Genomic DNA, 18,023 nt, shown 5'->3' on the forward strand with positions numbered 1-18,023 from the left:
CCCGTCAGCTGGCAGGCGCTCTTTGACAATCGACGTACTCGGCTTCATCGTGTGCCTCGGGCCCGGCGCGGATCCGTGTTGTGAGGCCGAGGCGTGCTGCGGCGCGGCCTCCGGAGAAACACCTGATCGCGGGCGGGCTCACTTTCCACTCTGCCCGGGCAGCTACCCGGCGCGGATCCGACAATCCGAATGACGGGCGCCTCGCGCGCCGCGTCCCACGTGACACGCGATCGCGCCGGGTGCGCCGTCACCCGGGTTCCTGCAGGGGGCCTCGTGCTCGTCCGCGGCTGGTCAGGAGCGGCCTCCTGGCTGTTTGATGCGCCAGGTGTCGTCGCCGGCGGCCTTGGGGCTCACCGTGATCTCTAGGCCATCGGCGCCGAGAATGAACCACGAGTACTCACGCAAGTCATCCGAGTCGCTGAAAACAACAAGCTGATAGCCATTTGACCAGTGAGTGACCATGTCCCATGCTGGCCCAGATATGCTAATAGCATCGAGCCGTACGCCTACGAGAGCAGCCAGCGAGGCGATCAGCTCACCGTCCGGCGAGCTGTCACTGTTCCAATCGCAGATTACCCTGTGAACTGTCTGGAGGCGCCAGGGACTACCAATCGTTATCCTCCGCCATCCCTGTAGGTGCCCAGCCGACGCGTCATCGACGTGCCTCATGTCACCAATGTCGATCACGATTGTCGAACCAATTGGGTTGCTGACGGCGGTGCACGGCTGGCCAACTAGCCCCTGAAGGGCTGCGGAGAGTGCCTCGCGGGTGTTCAGCATTTCTTACTCCGGTGGCCTGATGTACTTGGCATTCTGCCGGACGATGTCGGCCGCCTCACGCAACTGCTCCTCGGTGAGTGACTTGACATCGTAGAATTTCTTGAGGCGGCCGATTTCTGTGTGGAAAGCGTTCTCGCCTTCGGGTGTAAACCTATACTCCTTCTTGATCTGATTTGATGCCCGGTTTTCAGCTGAGTTGCCGCCGCCACGGCCTGCCCTCGCCATCTGAAGCGGCTCGGTACCGCTCATGATTGCATCGGCGGCCTTACCAGCCGCCGTCCCAATTGCGATGGCGCCGGCGACAGCGTTCGTTAGCGCCAAGGCGGGTGAGCAGGCAGGTGCAGCAGGCCCGCAGGCGAGGCCCTCCAGACCGCCCTCGGCAAGCCCTCCGAAGAACCCGGCTGCGCCGCCTAGGGCTTGGGCACCTGAAACGAAGACCTGGCAGAGCAGGTCTTGCTTGGGACACAATCCGAACGGATCGGTATAGGCTACGGGGTTGTTCCCGTTAAACTGATACAGATTGATCCCCCCCGCAATCCCGATGGGGTCTTCCTGCAGCCAGCGGCCCGACCGTGAGTCGTAGGCCCGGTTCCTGAACAGGGAAATCTCCGGCTGATTCGCATTGCTCTGCCGTTCGGCCGCAAAGCTGAAGGCCTTGGTGGCCGCCCCGGCCCAACGGTACTGCTTGTAGTCATCGAAGCTGTCGGCCCAGGGTGCATTCGCGAAGGTCCCGTTCGGCTCCCCGAGCGACAGCTGGCGCCCCTGCCCATCGGTGACGAAGAACACCTCACGCACCGTCCCGTTGGCGTAGGCAATGCGGCCGATCAAGGGGTCGTCCACTCCGGGACCATGCGCGAACCGCCACATCGGGCCGACCCGGATCACGTTGCCATGGTCCATCGCCATGGCCCAGGCCCCATGCTCGCACGGCAGGTAGAGGCGGCCCTCCGGATCATACGCGCAGTCCAGGCTTCCATCGTTGACCTTTCCCCCGGAAACCGGGCCAGCTAGCATCGGAGGGTCCTGACCGGCCTTGGGCCAGGTGGACCCATGAAGGGGAAACGGAAGTACACGGATGAGCAGATCGTCGCCATCCTGTTGGAGCACCAGGGGGCGTCACCGCCAAGGAAGTGATCCGGCGACACGGGATCGCGCTCGACACCTTCTACCGCTGGAAACGGCAGTACAGTGGGATGACCAAGGCCGAGCTGCAGCGGCTGAAGGCCTTGGAGGACGAGAACCGCCGGCTCAAGCGCATGGTGGCGGACCAGGCGCTGAATATCCAGGTCCTGAAGGACGCCTTGGGGAAAAGAGTGGTGACGCCGGCTCAGCGGCGGGCAGTCGTCACCGAGACCCGTGCGCGGCGGGCGCTCCCGCTGCGGCGCGCCTGCCGCTACCTCGGCATCCACCGCTCGCTGCTGCAGTACCGGTCGCGGGCGGCGCCCCAGACGGCGCTGCGCCAGCGGCTGGGCGAGCTGGCGCTGGCCAAGCCGCGCTGGGGCAGTCCGCGGTTCACCTGGCGGCTGCAGCGGGAGGGGTGGGAGGTGAATCACAAGCGGATCGAGCGGCTGGTGCGGGAGGAGCGGCTGCTCGTGGGCCAGCGCCCCCGGCGGAAGCGAGTGGCCGTGTCGCGGGTGCCGACGCCGATGCCGACCCGCCCGGACCAGCGCTGGAGCATGGACTTCGTGCGCGACACGACGGCCGAGGGCCGCCCGTTCCGGAGTGTGGACGCTGGTGGATGACGCCACCCGCGAGTGTCCGCTGCTCCTCGTCGATCGGTCGTTGCCGGCGTGGCGCGTGGTCGAGGCGTTGGACATGCTCCTGGTGCTGCGCCGCCGGCCGCTGGCCATCGTGTGCGACAACGGGCCGGAGTTCGTGAGTCAGGCCCTGGATCACTGGGCCAGTCGCCAGGGCATCCACCTCGACTTCATTCGCCCCGGCCACCCCGTGGAGAACTGTTTCATCGAGAGCTTCAACGGCAAGCTGCGAGACGAGTGCCTCAGCCAGTACCACTTCGCCACGCTGGCCGAAGCCCGACACCGCATCGAGCAGTGGCGCCAGGAGTACAACACCGAGCGGCCGCACAGCAGCCTGGGGAACAGCACCCCAGCGGAGTACGCCGCACGCTTCACCCCCGAGGAGGGGCACTCCTCAACCCTGATCCTCCGATCCTGAGCGGCCCTGAAACGGGGGAAGGGTCAGGTTCACTACGGTGCCCGACGCTCCACGTGCGCATCCTTGCCGTCCCTCCCCACCCCGACCAAGTACGACACACCGTGACCGATCCGCATCGCTCTCACCGAGAAGCACTCTTCACTCTGGCGAGCACAGCCAGTCGAACGCGAGACGACCATTTGCAACTCCCCTTCTAGCGGTGCCTCAAAGGCGGAGTCCGAAGCCACCAGTGCCAACTGGCTAGCCCACACAGAAAGGTCATCCCATACTTCGACTCCAGCTCCCTCCAGCAAGGAAGAATGCGCCACTCTGAGAATGGTTATGGACTCGTGGGGGTCCTGTTCCTGCAACAGCACAACCTGCAGCGCTGCGCGGAGCGCTTCATTGCCGGGTGCTGGCCTACCCACTGCGAGGTCGGGCCTGTTCGCCGCACAGGCTCCGATGACGGCGAGCGCGGTTGCACACAAGCCCAGGGAACGCCACTTCATGTACACTCCTCCTCGCCCAGGTCCGAGCGGCCTACGGATGCCAGCGCTGGAAGACATCACCTCCGCGCGGGCGGAACCCGAATTGCCGGGTCACGCGGGCAATCTGGTTGTCCGAAAAGACATACGTGTTCTGTGTGCGCCCCCTGATGTAGTATGCGCACATGTCCCCATTTCCAGTGCTCCGGTCGCAGGCGCTCGGCGCAGCTGAATAGCGTGCGCCGCCCGGTCCGGAAGCCAGCCCAACGTTGGGATGTGAGTGATAGGCGAATAGTGCGCCCGTAGGCGGGGGGCCGATGTCAACGCCATCCTTGGTTCCGACAATGCGGGTGCATTCCCTTTTCGTACACCAGCCGCCAACCTCCGCCCGGTAACCTGCCTGACCGTTCCAGTACACGTCTGGTGCATTCTCGAGGTTGTCGTCGATCATCGCTCGAAGCTTCGCATTGTCGAGATTCTGGTCGCCGGTATTCAGATTCGGACCTCTTCCCTGCTGCGCCTGCCGGTTCCGTTCCCACACCTGCTCGGCCTGCTCATCAAACCACTCCTCCCACTTCTGCTCATCCCGATCCCTTGCGTCGGTGCAGAACACCAGGCACATCGACAACTCGCCCCCGCCGCTGAAGGTCTCCTGCTCCGCGAACCCGAGCCCGAGATCCCCCACCTCCGCAAACAACCCACTCGGATCCCGCCCCTCGAGCACCGCCCCGCCCACGTAGGCGTACAGGTTGCCCCCGCCGCCGTACCCGATCGGGTCCTCCTGCGTCCACCGCCGAAGCTCCGGGCTGTAGTACCGCGCCCGATGGAAGCTGAGCCCCGTCTCGGGGTCCGTCTCCCGCCCCGTCCACCCGACGTGCAAGCCCTTCGGCCACTGGTGCCCGCCGACCGAATCCCGCGCCAGGAGCTGCCCCGCCGGCGTGAACCGCTGGCTCATGATCCAGGTGCCGTCCCGCCGCACCAGGCCCCGCACGCTGCCCAGCTGGTCCTGCACCACGTAGAACTGCGTGCCGGTCGAGTCCTGCAGCCCCACCAGGTTGTCGGTCCCGGGGCCCCAGGTGTACTTCCACTTGAACGCCCCCGCCGCGTCGGTCTCCGCCACCACCTGCCCGCCCTGGTAGAGGTAGCGCGTCTCCCGCGCCTCCGCCCCCGGCAGCGGCGACCAGTACACCCGCCGCGCAATCCGCCGGCCCAGCACGTCGTACCCGTACCGGGCCACCAGGCTGTCCGCCCCCCAGCCGTGCCCGCGGTAGCGCACGCTCCGGAGCTGGTTGGCGGAAGCGGGGCGGGCCGGCCAGTCTCGGCGCCACCATCACCACGGGGCGGCTGCTGGCAGCCCCGTGGATGGTTGCCGGACCGAGCCACTGTGTGGCCCGGCGGACCCCTCTGACCGCCCATCTACGGCTGGATCAGGTGAAGATCGGCATAGAAGTGCAGCGGAAGGAGGGCGTGGACGGGACCGACCTGACGACCATCGGCGCGGAACACCACTCCGGCCTCATTGTCCTCTGAAGGCGACTCGGCGCTGCAACTGCTGTGAAGCAGGAACAGGAAGTGGCGCGTGTCCGTGAAGACCGTGGTGCAGGCGTCATCGACTCCGGGCAAGCGCAGGCCGTCGTGGGCCGCCCGGACCTGCGCGGGCACTCGCTCCAGGGCAACCTGCCACAATGTATCACCCGGAGCATAGGGAATCGATACACCGGCAGGACGCCCGATGACGAGGTAGCCGCGCGCGGGGGCCTGGGCGGCTGTGGGCCGCGGGCCGCACATGCTCGACACGCAGAGCAGGAGTCCTACCAGCCGCATGGCTCGCGCGTCCGCGGTGTGCGTGAGTGCCGGACCTCGCGTTCCGCCGCCTTCATGGGACGATGATTTGCAGCTGACCATACTCAGGCACATTGGACGCCATCCGTTGCATCGGCCGACATCGCAACCGCCGTATCACACCCCCCACGGAGGGAAGTCGGCGACGCATCACGACCCCATGGGGGGCGCCGGGGCTTCCTGCCCTAGCCGCCTCGCATACCATGCGCAGTCGCCCAACACCATGGCCAGGGCGGCGAGGACAAGAGCGTCCACGGCCGCTCCGCCGCCGGCCATGGCACTCAGCCCGGCGGCGATCATCAGGACAATGGCACACGCCATGGTCGTGGTGCTGGCCCGGCGTATCCTCCGGGCATCACCCCGATGATCCCACAGCGCGATCCCGAGCAACAAGCAACTCACCCCCGCACCGAGAGCCACAACACCGCCTGCAAGGAGCAATGCAACGTCCTCGGGCTCAGACACTGCATTGCGCATTGCGCCGGGCACGGCACTCACGGCCAGGCCGGCGACGCCCAGCAACACCGCCGCAAGGCAGGATACCATCACACCGCGTGCCATCTGCCTTGTCACCGCGCCTCCGTTCACGCCCACTGTGTCCACGTGCGCTGGCGGGCACGCTCCACATTCACGACGGGTATCCGAGCACCCGAGGCGCCGCCCAGGCGAGGGGACGGCCGGACGCCAGCGTCGAACGGCTCGCAGCCCCGAGGCCACGGCCGCCGGTCATCGTGGCGACACATCCCGCTGCCGTTCACCCTGTTGGGACGCCGGGCCACCTTCCTATTGGCTGACACTCCATGGATACCCCCGATTCCTGGCGCTCGAAGCTCCACACTACACCTGCCGGCCCTGCCGGCTTCCTATGGCGGAAGGCGTTGCAGGGAGCCTGCGCTGCCAATCGTGAGGTCCGCGCCAACGTTGTCCTTTGAGACTTGAGCACGAACCGTGATCCCCCACGACACCCCCTCGAAGACGTAACATGCGGCCACCTCGCGGAGAACGGCCGTTGAAAGCAACATCCGCTCGCCGCCACCAGCGAACGCCGTCAGCCAAGGTCCAATCCCGTCCAGTGTGATGTCGGCGACCTCACGTTGCGCGGACAGGCCATCGGGTGGCAAGACACGGCATACGATCTCAAGCAGGTCCGCCCCTGCCCAGCCGGAACAGAGTACAGGCTTCGACAACCCGACGAGCCTGCTGATCGCCTCGTCGGTGCTGATCGTGATCGATGGATACCCCCATCGGATCGAATCCGGAAAGGACCGCCCGTCCCCCGCCGACGAGTGGAGAATCAGCAATGCCAGCCGCGCGGCGGCTACCTCAACTGGGAGCTGCATTCTAGGATTTCTCCCGCAAGAAGCCTGCGGCTAGGGTCTACTTTCCGCGACCGTCCAGACCCCGAGCCCAGTGGCACGCTGCACGAGCCCTTCCACACGGACTGTCCATCCTTCCGCGCGACTGTGAAGGAAGCCATTGTAGCCGACAACCCCAGGACCATAGCGGTCTTGGTACTCTTTCGTCAGCACGTTACCCTTCTTGGCGGTCATTGTGTATGCATCCGCGTCAAGTGTAAAGAAAAACACGAACCTGCCCTGGCGCTCCGACTCTGCCACATCCAAGTCACGAACGTGAACGAAGGAAGTCGTCGCGAAGTCCAAGGTTCCATGCTTGGTGAAGTCCTCGCCCGTCTTCGCGTCGGGTTGAGTCATGTACTGGTCGCCAAGCTCGGGCACATCGGACTCAGGCCCTGTGGCGCCCTCCTGGGCCTTCCTGTTCTCCCGCTCCGCCTTCCGTGCCGCCGCCCCGCCATCCGGCAGCGGGATCTGGTCCAGCATCGATGACGCGGTCGGGTCGAGGGTGAAGGGACGGAACGACTCCGCCAGCCCGAGCCCGCCCCCGCCCCGCAGGTCCTCGATCAACCCGCTCGGATCCCGCCCTTCCAGCACTGCCCCGCCCACGTAGGCGTACAGGTTGCCCCCGCCGCCGTACCCGATCGGGTCCTCCTCCGTCCACCGCCGCAGCTCCGGGCTGTAGTACCGCGCCCGATGGAAGCTGAGCCCCGTCTCGGGGTCCGTCTCCCGCCCCGTCCACCCGACGTGCAAGCCCTTCGGCCACTGGTGCCCGCCGACTGAATCCCGCGCCAGCAGCTGCCCGTACGGCGTGAACCGCTGGCTCATGATCCAGGTGCCGTCCCGCCGCACCAGGCCCCGCACGCTGCCCAGCTGGTCCTGCACCACGTAGAACTGCGTGCCGGTCGAGTCCTGCAGTCCCACCAGGTTGTCGGTCCCGGGGCCCCAGGTGTACTTCCACTTGAACGCCCCCGCCGCGTCGGTCTCCGCCACCACCTGCCCGCCCTGGTAGAGGTAGCGCGTCTCCCGCGCCTCCGCCCCCGGCAGCGGCGACCAGTACACCCGCCGCGCGATCCGCCGGCCCAGCACGTCGTACCCGTACCGGGCCACCAGGCTGTCCGCCCCCCAGCCATGCCCGCGGTAGCGCACGCTGCGGAGCTGGGCGGCTAAGGCGGGTCAGCGACCCAGCCGCTCTAGTAGAAGTGGCACGGGGCGACCGAAGGCCGCCCCGCGACTCACTGCCCTGTGTCAATGCCGATTGAATGTGGGACACTCGTGGCGGGTGAATCTGGGACACGAGTAGGGGGCTGAGCCCTATGGGGAGCGGGGGGCCTCCGCGGGGGTCGGCCGCCCAGCGGCGGTGGTGGAGTCGGCCTGGAGGCGGCGGGCCAGGTCGCGGTGCTGGCGGAGGCGGTAGCTGTTGCCCCGGATGTTGACGATGTGGCAGTGGTGGACGAGGCGGTCGACGAGGGCGGCCGCCATGACGTCATCCCCGAAGATCTCGCCCCAGTCCTCGAAGCCCTTGTTGCTGGTGAGGATCGTGGAGGCGTGCTCGTAGCGGCGACTCAGGAGCTGGAAGAACAGCATCGCCCCCGTGCGGGTGATCGGGAGGTAGCCGATCTCGTCGATCACCATCAGACTCGGAAAGACGAGCGTTCGCAGGCGGGGGGCCAAGCGTCCGCCCGCCTGGGCCTCTTCGAGCGAGTGCAGCAGGTCGGCGAGGGTGGTGAAGTAGACCCGGCGTCCGCTCTGGGCGGCGGCCACGGCGAGCGACAGCGCCAGGTGCGTCTTGCCGACGCCCGGCGGCCCGAGCAGGACGACATTCTCCTTGCGCTCCAGAAAGCCCAGCGTGTGCAGACTGTCGATCTGCTCGCGCTTGACCGACGGCTGGAAGCTGAAGTCGAAGTCGGCCAGGGTCTTCACGGCCGGGAGCCGCGCACTCCGCATGGCGGTCTGCAGGCGGCGCGCATTGCGCAGCTCGATGTGGGCGCCGAGCAGGGCGGCGATGGCCTCGCCGGGGGCCAGGGCGCCATCGTCACAGCGCCGGAGCACGTCGTCGAGCGCCTCGAGGGCGCCGGGCATCTTGAGATCGACGAGCTGCGCCTGGACGCGCTCGCGGAGTGACGGGGCGGTGGGCGCGCGGCGGGTCATGCCTCCACCCCCGCGAGCGCCGCGTAGGCGGCGAGGCTCCGGTGCTCCACGACAACCTGGGGCACCGCGAGCGGACGCGGGGGCACGGCGCGTGGGGGCGGCAGGAGCGACACATAGGGCCGCAGCGGCAGCGGCTGCAGCCGCGCCTGCTCCTCGGCCAGGAAGCGCACCGCGGGGACCACCCCGGTGGTGCCGTGCACCCGCGGATTGGCCACGGTGTCGAGCCAGTGGGCGACCTGTGCATTGAGATCAGCGTCGCTGACGAAGGTGCGGCCGTAGAGGAAGCTGCCCCGCAGGTAGCGGATGGGGCGCTCCACTTTGCCTTTGGTCTGGGCGCGATAGGGCCGGCAGACCCGGAGGCGGAAGCCATAGTGCTGGGCGAAGCGCTGGCACTCGGGATTGGTGAGCAGGCCGCCGCCGGCGAGGCGATCGTCGCGGGTGAGGACGCTCCGCATCTGGTCGAAGAGCAGGTGGCGCGGGACACCGCCCCAGTCGTCCAGGCAGGCGGCGAGCCCGTGCTGCAGCGTCCGCAGATCCTGGCGGGGATAGAAGCGGACCCACAGCAGGCGCGAGTAGCCGAGCACGACGATCAGCGCGTAGCGGATGCCCCAAGGAAGGCGGCAGTGCGCGAAGTCGACTTGGGCCTGCTCGCCGGGCGCAGTCTCGAAACGCACGACGGGCGCCGACGCGGGACGGAGGGTCCCGACGTAGGCGCGCAGCTGGGAGTAGCCGCCCGGGTAGCCCGCGGCGCGGCACTCGGCGAAGAGGCGGGTGGCCTGCAGCGCGGGGAACTCCGCCAGGCGGGCGTGAATCAACGGGTGATACGGCGCCAGTTTGCTGGGCCGCGGCGGGCGCGGGCCGTAGCGCGCGCGCAGGGTCTCGAGCGGGACGTCGAGGAGGCCCTCCTCCAGCCAGCGGTAGAGCGTCGAACGGCCGACGCCGGCGCGTCGGGCGGCCTCGCGGCGCGAGCCGCCGGCCTCTTGGAGCAGATGTCGTAGGTACACGCGGTCGGGGACTCCGTGCATGCTGGGCTCCACGCGGTGGAGCCCAAAGGTCGGGACGGAAGGGGCGGCGTGTGGCCCGCCCTCAGGAAGTGTCCCGTTTTCACCCGGCACGAATGTCCAATATTCAATCGCCACCTACACCCTGCAGTGGCCGGAACAGAACACCCCGGAAACTAGCACTCCAAGAAGCCCACCGACGGACGCCTTCGCTGGAGGTCGGAGAGACTTGTGCCAACCCATGCCGTCACGGACCCATGGGGCTTTCTAGCGCCAATGGTGAGCGCTCAAGTGCACTCAGCACTGGCCCAAACTGCGTCATGCGTTCCTCTCCAAGCAGTCGGACGGACTCACGGATGACAGCGATCGCGAGATCTGGCCAGTAGTCATGTCTCGCCACCGCCCATTTGGTGGCATAGGCGGGCTCCGCCACGAACGCCAACAGTTGCCACGTCGCATCGCAGGCAAATCCAAGCACTGCCGCCGAGTCGCGCACGGTCTCCAGCGATCGGACCGCGCTCAGCACGCCGGCACGTCGTGAAGCCTCCAAGTTCAGCTCTGCCACAAGCAGTATCGGCTGTGGCCAGCCACCCAGTGCACGGTAGAGCTGCGCTGCCGCATCCGCACCCTTGGTCCCGTATCTCGACGGGTCGGCCACGGCCTCCGCCAGCCCTGCGGCTATTCCAAGGGAGTCGGCCCGCCAGGCGCTTCTCAGCATGGGTGGCATACCGTGCCCCGTCCCGGCCTGGAGTGCCACCACAGCCGAGTCCACCACGGCGCGTTGCACATCATCGCCCGAGATGCGATCCCCGGCAACACGGCTGGTAGCCCATGGGGAACTGCAAGGCACACTGCGGGCAACGCTTGAGAGTGCGCGGCTGGTGCCACAGCCAGAGCCAGAGCCAGGTGACATAACAGCACCGCCGAGGCGTAGCGGCGCACGTCTATTGGCATGCTTGCCCCTGTAGGATTGGTTGTAGCCGGTGGCCATGTCCGCCCAGGTATAGGCGGCGCATTCACCAAAGCCATGAGCGTGCAGTGTCTCGTGGAGTAGCACATTGGCAAGCTCCGCGTATGACACGGACTGGAGCCTTAGACGCCCCGTATGGACCGCAGTGAATGACGTTCCGTTGTCCTCATACGTCTGGATCGTAATCGCGAGCGTCCCGCTGCCGGAGCCGTTCGCGGCTACGTAGCCTGGGTTGGAGAATACCCCACCGCTCAGGAGATGCTCGGTGACCCAGTTCAGCGCATCCGAGGGCTGACTCCCAAGGACGCTTCTTGCCGCAGCAAGCGTGCGTGCAAAGTCCCTGTAGCTCAAGGCATCGGAGCCTGCGAAGATCCTGGCGATGCCTCTATTGGCACTCTGGCCATAGCTGGCCTTGAGCTTCTCGTATCGTGAGCGGTAGTCATTCCACATGTCGCGCAGAATGGTCTGGGTTGCGCCCCAGAGCTGCAGGGCGCGGACGCCCGCTCCCCCACGTGCCCCCGCTCCCGCCGAGATTCCCGCCGTAGGAGTCGAAGCCGGGCACCCCCGACCAATCATGCGGATTGCCGCAGGCTCCGCCAGAGCAGTCCCGGATCAACCCACTCGGATCCCGCCCTCGAGCACCGCCCCGCCCACGTAGGCGTACAGGTTGCCCCCGCCGCCGTACCCGATCGGATCCTCCTGCGTCCACCGCCGCAGCTCCGGGCTGTAGTACCGCGCCCGGTGGAAGGTGAGCCCCGTCTCGGGGTCCGTCTCCCCGCCCCATCCACCCGACGTGCAAGCCCTTCGGCCACTGGTGCCCGCCGACTGAATCCCGCGCCAGCAGCTGCCCGTACGGCGTGAACCGCTGGCTCATGATCCAGGTGCCGTCCCGCCGCACCAGGCCCCGCACGCTGCCCAGAAGTTGGGCGGTTCGGCGGTTCGGCGGTTGGTGGTAACTTGAGGGGTCGGGGCCTCCCCCGGCTGCCCCCTCTGCCGCGTGCCAGTCGTCGGCTTTAGCGCGCGGCGCAGGGGGCACCCGGGGGTCGGTCAATGTGCTTCACGGCGATGGTTCCGACCTCCGACCGAACTGGCGGCCTGTCGGCGTCTCCTGGAGGCCAGACTTCGGAGAGGCCGGCCCTTCAGTCCCAATGCTCCGAGCCTGAGTGGCCCTGCAACGGGAAAGGGTCAGTGCGATCAGCCACCCGATAGTCTGGACACCGTGCTCTCGACCGGTCCGGGGCCCGAGAGCTTAGGCGCCGCGCGCACGCGCTTCACGCGGAGGGCCGTATCAGGGCGTCCACTCCCAGTCGGGTGCACAATACCCCATCAGTGCCTCGCGCCCATTGTGCGGCGGCGGGTAGAGCCGATCAGCGACCTGGAGAAACTCCGACCGCACCTCCGGTCCCAGGAGGCGCATAGCGTGCGGCAGGAGGAGGCGAGCATCGATCGCCGGCTCGTAGAGCGGGTCGATCGCAGACAACGCACCTGCGGTGTGATACGCGACCAGCAACCATGCCGCTTCGCAGGCCCAACTCCCACTACCGTGCGCCGCTGTGCTTCCCCATCAAGCGCTCGGATCGCTCGGAGCGCACGCAGCGCGCCTCCGGGCGGTGCCAGGACTCGAGAATGTGAATGACCGGAGCAGCGTCGCCGAAGGACACAAAGTACAACCATGAAAGGTCCTCCAAGTAGAAGTCCGGCGCCAACATCGCATCGCCATTCACCACGAGATAGGCCAACCCTCCTTTGGCACCTGTCGAATCCAGCCGCCGCGCCTTAGATAGAATGCGTCCAAGCTCTGCGCGCACCTCGCTCGGTGCGAGCCGCTCGCGCACCGCAAGGCCATGAAGCCGACTGAGTTCCTCCACCATTCCCAGGGCGGCAGTTCTCGAGGGCAACACCGCTGAGCTCCCTGCCTCCGCCATGTCGCTGCCCGCACGGTAGAGGGCCGGATCTCGGCATGCCAGCGGGAGAGGCGGCGGCACCTGTGAGGAGGCAGCGCCGCTGGGCCACACCACCAGTAGAGTTCCCCTTACCGCCAAGACGCACAGGCCCCGGATAACACCTAGCCGCATATCCGCCTTCCTGTCGTGTATCGGTTCGCGAAGTCCTGAGCACCACCTGGGCCATGGCCCAACTGGTGAACGGCGTGGGCGTACTCATGGAGTGCACAGTTGGCGAGCGCCCCCGAGTCTCGGTTACTCACCGTAAACACTGAGGGACTCAGGGAAGTACCACCCGTAATATTGATCCGCGGAGCCCGGCGCGTACCCGGGATCGCGACTCACCGCCCTCCAGTCGCTCGCCGAGCCGACCCTGCCGCCGACCAAAAGGTGGTCGAGCAGGGACTGCCGGGCCGCCGCGTCGGCGATGCCTGCAGCGCCCATTAACATTGCGAACTCCGTGCTACTCAACTGCCGGGTGGGCTTGAGAAGTTCTGCAAGCGCAGGAAAGCGCTGCTCGTCAATAGTGCGCGACTCGAGATTGCTGTTCTTGTAGCGTTCGTATTCTTCCTGGTTGACCGCGCATACCTGGCCATAGCAGCCTTCCTTTCCCCTCGCTGCTCCGTACATCGCGTCCATCAGGTCTTCGAGATAGCCGTCATCCTCTATGTAGCTCCCGACCCCGCCACCAAAGCCGGAAGCGTCGCTCCCATCGCCCGACAGACCCCAAACCCCCGACCAATCATGCGGGTTGCCGCAAGCCCCGCCCGAGCAGTCCCGGATCAACCCGCTCGGATCCCGCCCCTCCAGCACCGCCCCGCCCACGTAGGCGTACAGGTTGCCCCCGCCGCCGTACCCGATCGGGTCCTCCTGCGTCCACCGCCGCAGCTCCGGGCTGTAGTACCGCGCCCGGTGGAAGGTCAGCCCCGTCTCGGGGTCCGTCTCCCGCCCCGTCCACCCGACATGCAGCCCCTTCGGCATCGCCACGACCGCGGAATCCCGCACCAGGAGCTGCCCATAGGGCGTGAACCGCTGGCTCATCACCCACGTGCCGTCCCGCCACACCAGGCCCCCGCACGCTGCCGAGCTGGTCCTGCACCACGTAGAACTGGGTGCCGGTCGAGTCCTGCAGCCCCCGCAGATTGTCGGTCCCGGGGCCCCAGGTGTACTTCCACTTGAACGCCCCCGCCGCGTCGGTCTCCGCCACCACCTGCCCGCCCCTGGTAGATGTAGCGCGTCTCCCGCGCCTCCGCCCCGGCAGCGGCGACCAGGACACCCGCCGCGCGATCCGCCGGCCCAGCACGTCGTACCCGTACCGGGCCACCAGGCTGTCCGCCCCCCAGCCGTGCCCGCGGTACCGCACGCTCCGGAGCTGGTTGGCTAAGGCGGTTTAGCCGCCGTGCCGAGTCAGCGAAAGGGGCACGGGCGGCTGATGGCCGCCCGTGCGTGATCTCCCAACCCCGGACGTATCCAAGGCCTAGCAACGGTCCTCGGTTACGGGCCGGGGTGGCCCCACGTTCAGGGGGCCCCGCCTAGCACGCCCCCTCATCTAGGCGGTCTAAGGGCGGGCTCGAGCATCGACCAGGCAGGCCCGGATGCCAGGTTGGTGGCCTCCCCAGAAGACACCGTTCTCTGCCAGGACGGCAGCAGCAAGCCCGAACTCACTGGGGTCCTTGGCCAGACAGTCAGCCACCAAAAGCACGAGGAAGCGATTCTCGGTGGCGAACCACCTCGTGCAACCGGGATCCCACGCGCCTCGCGGAAACCCCGACCAGGTGCCCAGTGGCCCTGATGACTGCCCCCGGGACGGTACGCGGTTCCTTCTCCAGTAGCGTATCGCCGAGCCTGAACCCGAAGGTGGCCGGCATTGCTGTTCCAACAACCAAGAAGCCATACGGAGCGCCTGATGGCATCCCGCCCACGAGTACCTGGCTGCTCACGCACGCGCCGCTCGACAGAAGGAGCGTCATGGCCACGACAGCGCAAGCACACGGCAGCACACTTTGCGTTCGGAACCGGTTGCCAAGCCACAACTCTCTCACTGCACTCTCCCATGAACCCACCCCTGTCCAGCTACCCATTGGTACCTCCACACCACTCGTCTGGAGACGACGTACATTGGCACTGTGTATCCGTTCTTGCCTGCCGATTGGATGTCAGGAGTACTCGGCTCGACACCGTAGCGACAGGCATCGGGGAGAGAGGCTGGCGGACACCTTGAGTAATCGGCGCCAACGGCAGGCCACCCGACATTGGGGTGCGAGTGCCACCCGAGAATCGCGCCTGCTGGCTGACTGCCCAGCTTTATCCCCCGACGCCGCCGAATGTCACCGTACATGAGGTTGCCGTGCACCATCCACCGGATTCGACACGGTACGACAGGTACTTTGAGTCGTAAGGCGCCAAGTTCATCTTCGCGCGCACGTCTGCAAGTAGCTGCGGGTTACCTACGAGAGGGTCGCCCGACTGCTCAAGAAACTCCCGGCAGGCCTCTGGCAGTTCGCTGCAAGGCACCCTGTCACCGTTCGCCAGAACTGCAATCAGGTCTATCGTTGTCGAAGAGCCTCCGCTGGGCAACGGGATCTGATCCAGCATGGACGACGCGGTCGGGTCGAGGGTGAAGGGACGGAACGACTCCGCCAGCCCGAGCCCGCCCCCGCCCCGCAGGTCCTCGATCAACCCGCTCGGATCCCGCCCCTCCAGCACCGCCCCGCCCACGTAGGCGTACAGGTTGCCCCCGCCGCCGTACCCGATCGGGTCCTCCTGCGTCCACCGCCGCAGCTCCGGGCTGTAGTACCGCGCCCGGTGGAAGCTGAGCCCCGTCTCGGGGTCCGTCTCCCGCCCGGTCCACCCGACGTGCAAGCCCTTCGGCCACTGGTGCCCGCCGACCGAATCCCGCGCCAGGAGCTGCCCCGCCGGCGTGAACCGCTGGCTCATGATCCAGGTGCCGTCCCGCCGCACCAGGCCCCGGACGCTGCCCAGCTGGTCCTGCACCACGTAGAACTGGGTGCCGGTCGAGTCCTGCAGCCCCACCAGATTGTCGGTCCCGGGGCCCCAGGTGTACTTCCACTTGAACGCCCCCGCCGCGTCGGTCTCCGCCACCACCTGCCCGCCCTGGTAGAGGTAGCGCGTCTCCCGCGCCTCCGCCCCCGGCAGCGGCGACCAGTACACCCGGCGCGCGATCCGCCGGCCCAGCACATCATAGCCGTACCGGGCCACCAGGCTGTCCGCCCCCCAGCCATGCCCGCGGTAGCGCACGCTCCGGAGCTGGTTGGCGGCGTCGTACTGGTACGTCCAGGTGATGGTCTGCGACAGCGTGTTGCCGCTGGCCTGGGTGAGGTTGCCGCCGGCATCATAGGTATAGCTCCAGGTCCACGCCCCCGCCACCCGGGTGAGCAGCCGGTCGGTCTGCAGCTCGTGGGTGCGCGTCTCCCCGTTCACATGGACGTTGCCGGTGCGGTCGAACCACACCGAGTCGCTGGCCAGCAGGGTGAGGAGGGTGTCCGCCTTCCGGAAATGCTGCCACCCCAGCAGCCGGCCCCACCCGTCATAGCTCAGGCTGTCCACCAGGGTGTCGGGGAGCAGCGGGAGGGGCCGTGCTGCTCCACCCAGATGGGCCCGAGCGGGGCGCCGAGGGTGGGTTCGTCCGGGGCGCCCTCGGGATCGTAGGTGCCCACCTCGTACCCGCTGGCCCCGGCTGTCTGGGTGATCTTCGCCGCCCCGCTGCTCGCGAGGTACTGCACCGACTGGGTGAAGGCCGGCCCGCTGCTCAGCACGGTGCGCTGGGCGGGCCGCTGCTGGCCGTCGAGGGTGAGGCTGACCGAGTCCCCGAGGGGGTGACCAGGCGCTCGGGGATGCCCCGCGCGGTCTCGTAGCGGGGCCGCCAGGCCCCACGGGGTCGGTGACCACGCTGTCGCGGTCGTACTGGTCGCGGGTGTAGGTGGTGACCAGGGCGGTGGCGTTGCGATAGGCGGTGTCGGCGAGCAGGTGCCCGCGCGCATCAAAGCCGTACCGGACCTCCCCCATTGACGCCGCCGATCGAGTCCACCGCCCCGGTCACCCAGACGCGGGTGAGCTGGTCCGGGGACCGGCGTAGGTTCGGTTGATGGTCCCGATGCCGGGCACCACCTGGGTGAGGAGGCGGTTGCGGCTGTCGTAGGTGGCGGTGAGCAGGTCGCCCCGCCGGGTGTAGGTCTTCACGATGTTGCCCGCGACGTCGTACACCATCGAGTCCCGGGGCGCGGGCCCCCGGCGCTCGGCGGCCGGCGCGCCAGCAACCGGCCCAGGCGGTCATAGGTGTAGACGGTCTGGTAGCCGCGTTCGCCGACCCGGGCGGTATCGCGCCCCGCCGCATCCCGGAACACGCTCACGGTCATGACATGGAAGCTGTCGGACGGCCAACTCGCCGGGCCGCCCACGCAGGGATCGCAGGTGTCGCTGCGATAGCTGGTCTGGGTGGTGACCTCGTTGGTGGCGGCGACATACGTGGGCACCGTCTTCCGCCACTGCCACTTCACGGTGGACCCGGTCACCCGGACCTGCACCCAGGACAGGGTGCTCGCCACCCGGCCGTAGCTGTCGTAGGTGGACTGGCTCTGCTGCACGCTGCCGGCCGTCGTGGCCCCGGCGCTCACGGTGGTCGGGTTCTTCCACGTCGCATCGTAGGTGTAACGCTGGCGCGCGGTGGTACTCGGCGGCAGCATCGAATCGAGCTGGCCGGTCGTGCTGCTGTACCAGAACTGGGTGACGGCCCCGCTCGGGTCCTTCGTCTTGATGACGTTGCCCTTGGCGTCGTAGAAGACACTGTCGGCCTTGCCGCGACTGTCCACGTGCACGATGACCCGGTGGCTGGCATCGTAGACCAGGCTGTCGAGCCGCACCCCCTGGCCGAGCCCGGTGACGGTGTTGGTCCAGGACTTCACCAGCCGCTGCTGGCTGTCGTAGGCCGAGTACACCCGGGTCGTGTCACCCCCCGCCGCGCCTCGCTCACACCACCCGCCCGTCGGTGGTGTAGCGGGCCCGGCTGAGCGCACCGAGGGTGTCCCAGACGTACCGGGCCTGGCCCCAGCGCGTGAGCCAGGAGCGCGTCCAGTTGCCCCGGGGGTCGCGCATCTCGACCCAGGGCCCCGTGCTGTCGAGCGGCACCACGGTGCCGGCCCCGCGCCTGAGGACCGCCGTATAGGTGATCTGCGGCAGGACCAGCGCCCCGGTCTCGTCCGGCACCCGGGGGAGCCGCACGGCGCCCGGCCGCCAGAGGAAAGCCGGCGGCGCTGGAATCGTAGACCACCTGGGTGGAGTCGCCGAGCATCCCCTCGCGGATGCCGAGGAGCTGGGTCTTGGTGGCG

Annotated in this window: 16 protein-coding genes and 2 pseudogenes; 1 reads left to right on the plus strand and 17 read right to left on the minus strand. The window is 67.7% G+C overall.

Features of this window, described 5'->3' with window-relative positions:
* Positions 1-291 precede the first annotated feature (291 nt).
* The gene (locus IPJ95_00050; GenBank protein MBK7922029.1) at positions 292-780 is read right to left on the minus strand and encodes a hypothetical protein; all 489 of its coding nucleotides are present in this window, start codon (positions 778-780) and stop codon (positions 292-294) included.
* A gap of 3 nt (positions 781-783) precedes the next feature.
* Positions 784-1,794 (minus strand): RHS repeat-associated core domain-containing protein, encoded by a 1,011-nt coding sequence (locus IPJ95_00055; protein MBK7922030.1) that lies wholly within the window; start codon positions 1,792-1,794, stop codon positions 784-786.
* Between the two features lie 36 nt (positions 1,795-1,830).
* Here IPJ95_00055 and IPJ95_00060 point away from each other — a divergent pair.
* Positions 1,831-2,955 (plus strand): annotated as a pseudogene (locus IPJ95_00060) (IS3 family transposase).
* 519 nt (positions 2,956-3,474) lie between these two features.
* Here IPJ95_00060 and IPJ95_00065 read toward each other — a convergent pair.
* The 15 genes and pseudogenes from IPJ95_00065 to IPJ95_00135 form a co-directional block, all read right to left on the minus strand.
* Positions 3,475-4,695, minus strand: coding sequence for an RHS repeat-associated core domain-containing protein (locus IPJ95_00065; GenBank protein MBK7922031.1), 1,221 nt, complete (start codon positions 4,693-4,695; stop codon positions 3,475-3,477).
* A 140-nt stretch (positions 4,696-4,835) separates the two neighbouring features.
* Positions 4,836-5,081 carry a hypothetical protein gene (locus tag IPJ95_00070; GenBank protein MBK7922032.1) on the minus strand — a complete coding sequence of 82 codons (246 nt, stop codon included), beginning with the start codon at positions 5,079-5,081 and terminating at the stop codon, positions 4,836-4,838.
* Positions 5,082-6,124: 1,043 nt separating this feature from the next.
* Complete coding sequence (locus IPJ95_00075) at positions 6,125-6,601, minus strand: hypothetical protein (protein ID MBK7922033.1); 477 nt, start codon at positions 6,599-6,601, stop codon at positions 6,125-6,127.
* A 30-nt stretch (positions 6,602-6,631) separates the two neighbouring features.
* Positions 6,632-7,762 carry an RHS repeat-associated core domain-containing protein gene (locus IPJ95_00080; GenBank protein MBK7922034.1) on the minus strand — a complete coding sequence of 377 codons (1,131 nt, stop codon included), beginning with the start codon at positions 7,760-7,762 and terminating at the stop codon, positions 6,632-6,634.
* An 86-nt stretch (positions 7,763-7,848) separates the two neighbouring features.
* Positions 7,849-8,764 (minus strand): annotated as a pseudogene (locus IPJ95_00085) (ATP-binding protein).
* Positions 8,761-9,768, minus strand: coding sequence for an IS21 family transposase (locus IPJ95_00090; GenBank protein MBK7922035.1), 1,008 nt, complete (start codon positions 9,766-9,768; stop codon positions 8,761-8,763). Before IPJ95_00090 ends, IPJ95_00085 begins: the two are co-directional and overlap by 4 nt.
* 244 nt (positions 9,769-10,012) lie before the next feature.
* Positions 10,013-11,185 carry a hypothetical protein gene (locus IPJ95_00095; GenBank protein ID MBK7922036.1) on the minus strand — a complete coding sequence of 391 codons (1,173 nt, stop codon included), beginning with the start codon at positions 11,183-11,185 and terminating at the stop codon, positions 10,013-10,015.
* A gap of 162 nt (positions 11,186-11,347) precedes the next feature.
* The gene (locus tag IPJ95_00100) at positions 11,348-11,566 is read right to left on the minus strand and encodes an RHS repeat-associated core domain-containing protein (GenBank protein MBK7922037.1); all 219 of its coding nucleotides are present in this window, start codon (positions 11,564-11,566) and stop codon (positions 11,348-11,350) included.
* Positions 11,567-12,273: 707 nt separating this feature from the next.
* Positions 12,274-12,606: a hypothetical protein gene (locus tag IPJ95_00105; protein ID MBK7922038.1), complete on the minus strand. Its 333-nt coding sequence runs from the start codon at positions 12,604-12,606 to the stop codon at positions 12,274-12,276.
* Between the two features lie 327 nt (positions 12,607-12,933).
* Positions 12,934-13,719, minus strand: coding sequence for an RHS repeat-associated core domain-containing protein (locus IPJ95_00110; protein MBK7922039.1), 786 nt, complete (start codon positions 13,717-13,719; stop codon positions 12,934-12,936).
* Between the two features lie 1,263 nt (positions 13,720-14,982).
* Entirely contained in the window at positions 14,983-16,245 is a 1,263-nt protein-coding gene (locus tag IPJ95_00115) for an RHS repeat-associated core domain-containing protein (GenBank protein ID MBK7922040.1), read from the minus strand.
* Positions 16,233-16,454, minus strand: coding sequence for a hypothetical protein (locus IPJ95_00120; protein MBK7922041.1), 222 nt, complete (start codon positions 16,452-16,454; stop codon positions 16,233-16,235). The genes IPJ95_00115 and IPJ95_00120 overlap by 13 nt, the downstream gene beginning before the upstream one ends.
* Positions 16,455-16,734: 280 nt before the next feature.
* The gene (locus IPJ95_00125; GenBank protein MBK7922042.1) at positions 16,735-16,902 is read right to left on the minus strand and encodes a hypothetical protein; all 168 of its coding nucleotides are present in this window, start codon (positions 16,900-16,902) and stop codon (positions 16,735-16,737) included.
* Entirely contained in the window at positions 16,875-17,633 is a 759-nt protein-coding gene (locus IPJ95_00130; GenBank protein ID MBK7922043.1) for a hypothetical protein, read from the minus strand. Before IPJ95_00130 ends, IPJ95_00125 begins: the two co-directional genes overlap by 28 nt.
* Positions 17,634-17,664: 31 nt before the next feature.
* Positions 17,665-17,916: a hypothetical protein gene (locus IPJ95_00135; GenBank protein ID MBK7922044.1), complete on the minus strand. Its 252-nt coding sequence runs from the start codon at positions 17,914-17,916 to the stop codon at positions 17,665-17,667.
* Between the last annotated feature and the right edge of the window lie 107 nt (positions 17,917-18,023).

This window comes from Gemmatimonadota bacterium (assembly GCA_016713785.1).
GTDB lineage: Bacteria > Gemmatimonadota > Gemmatimonadetes > Gemmatimonadales > GWC2-71-9 > JADJOM01.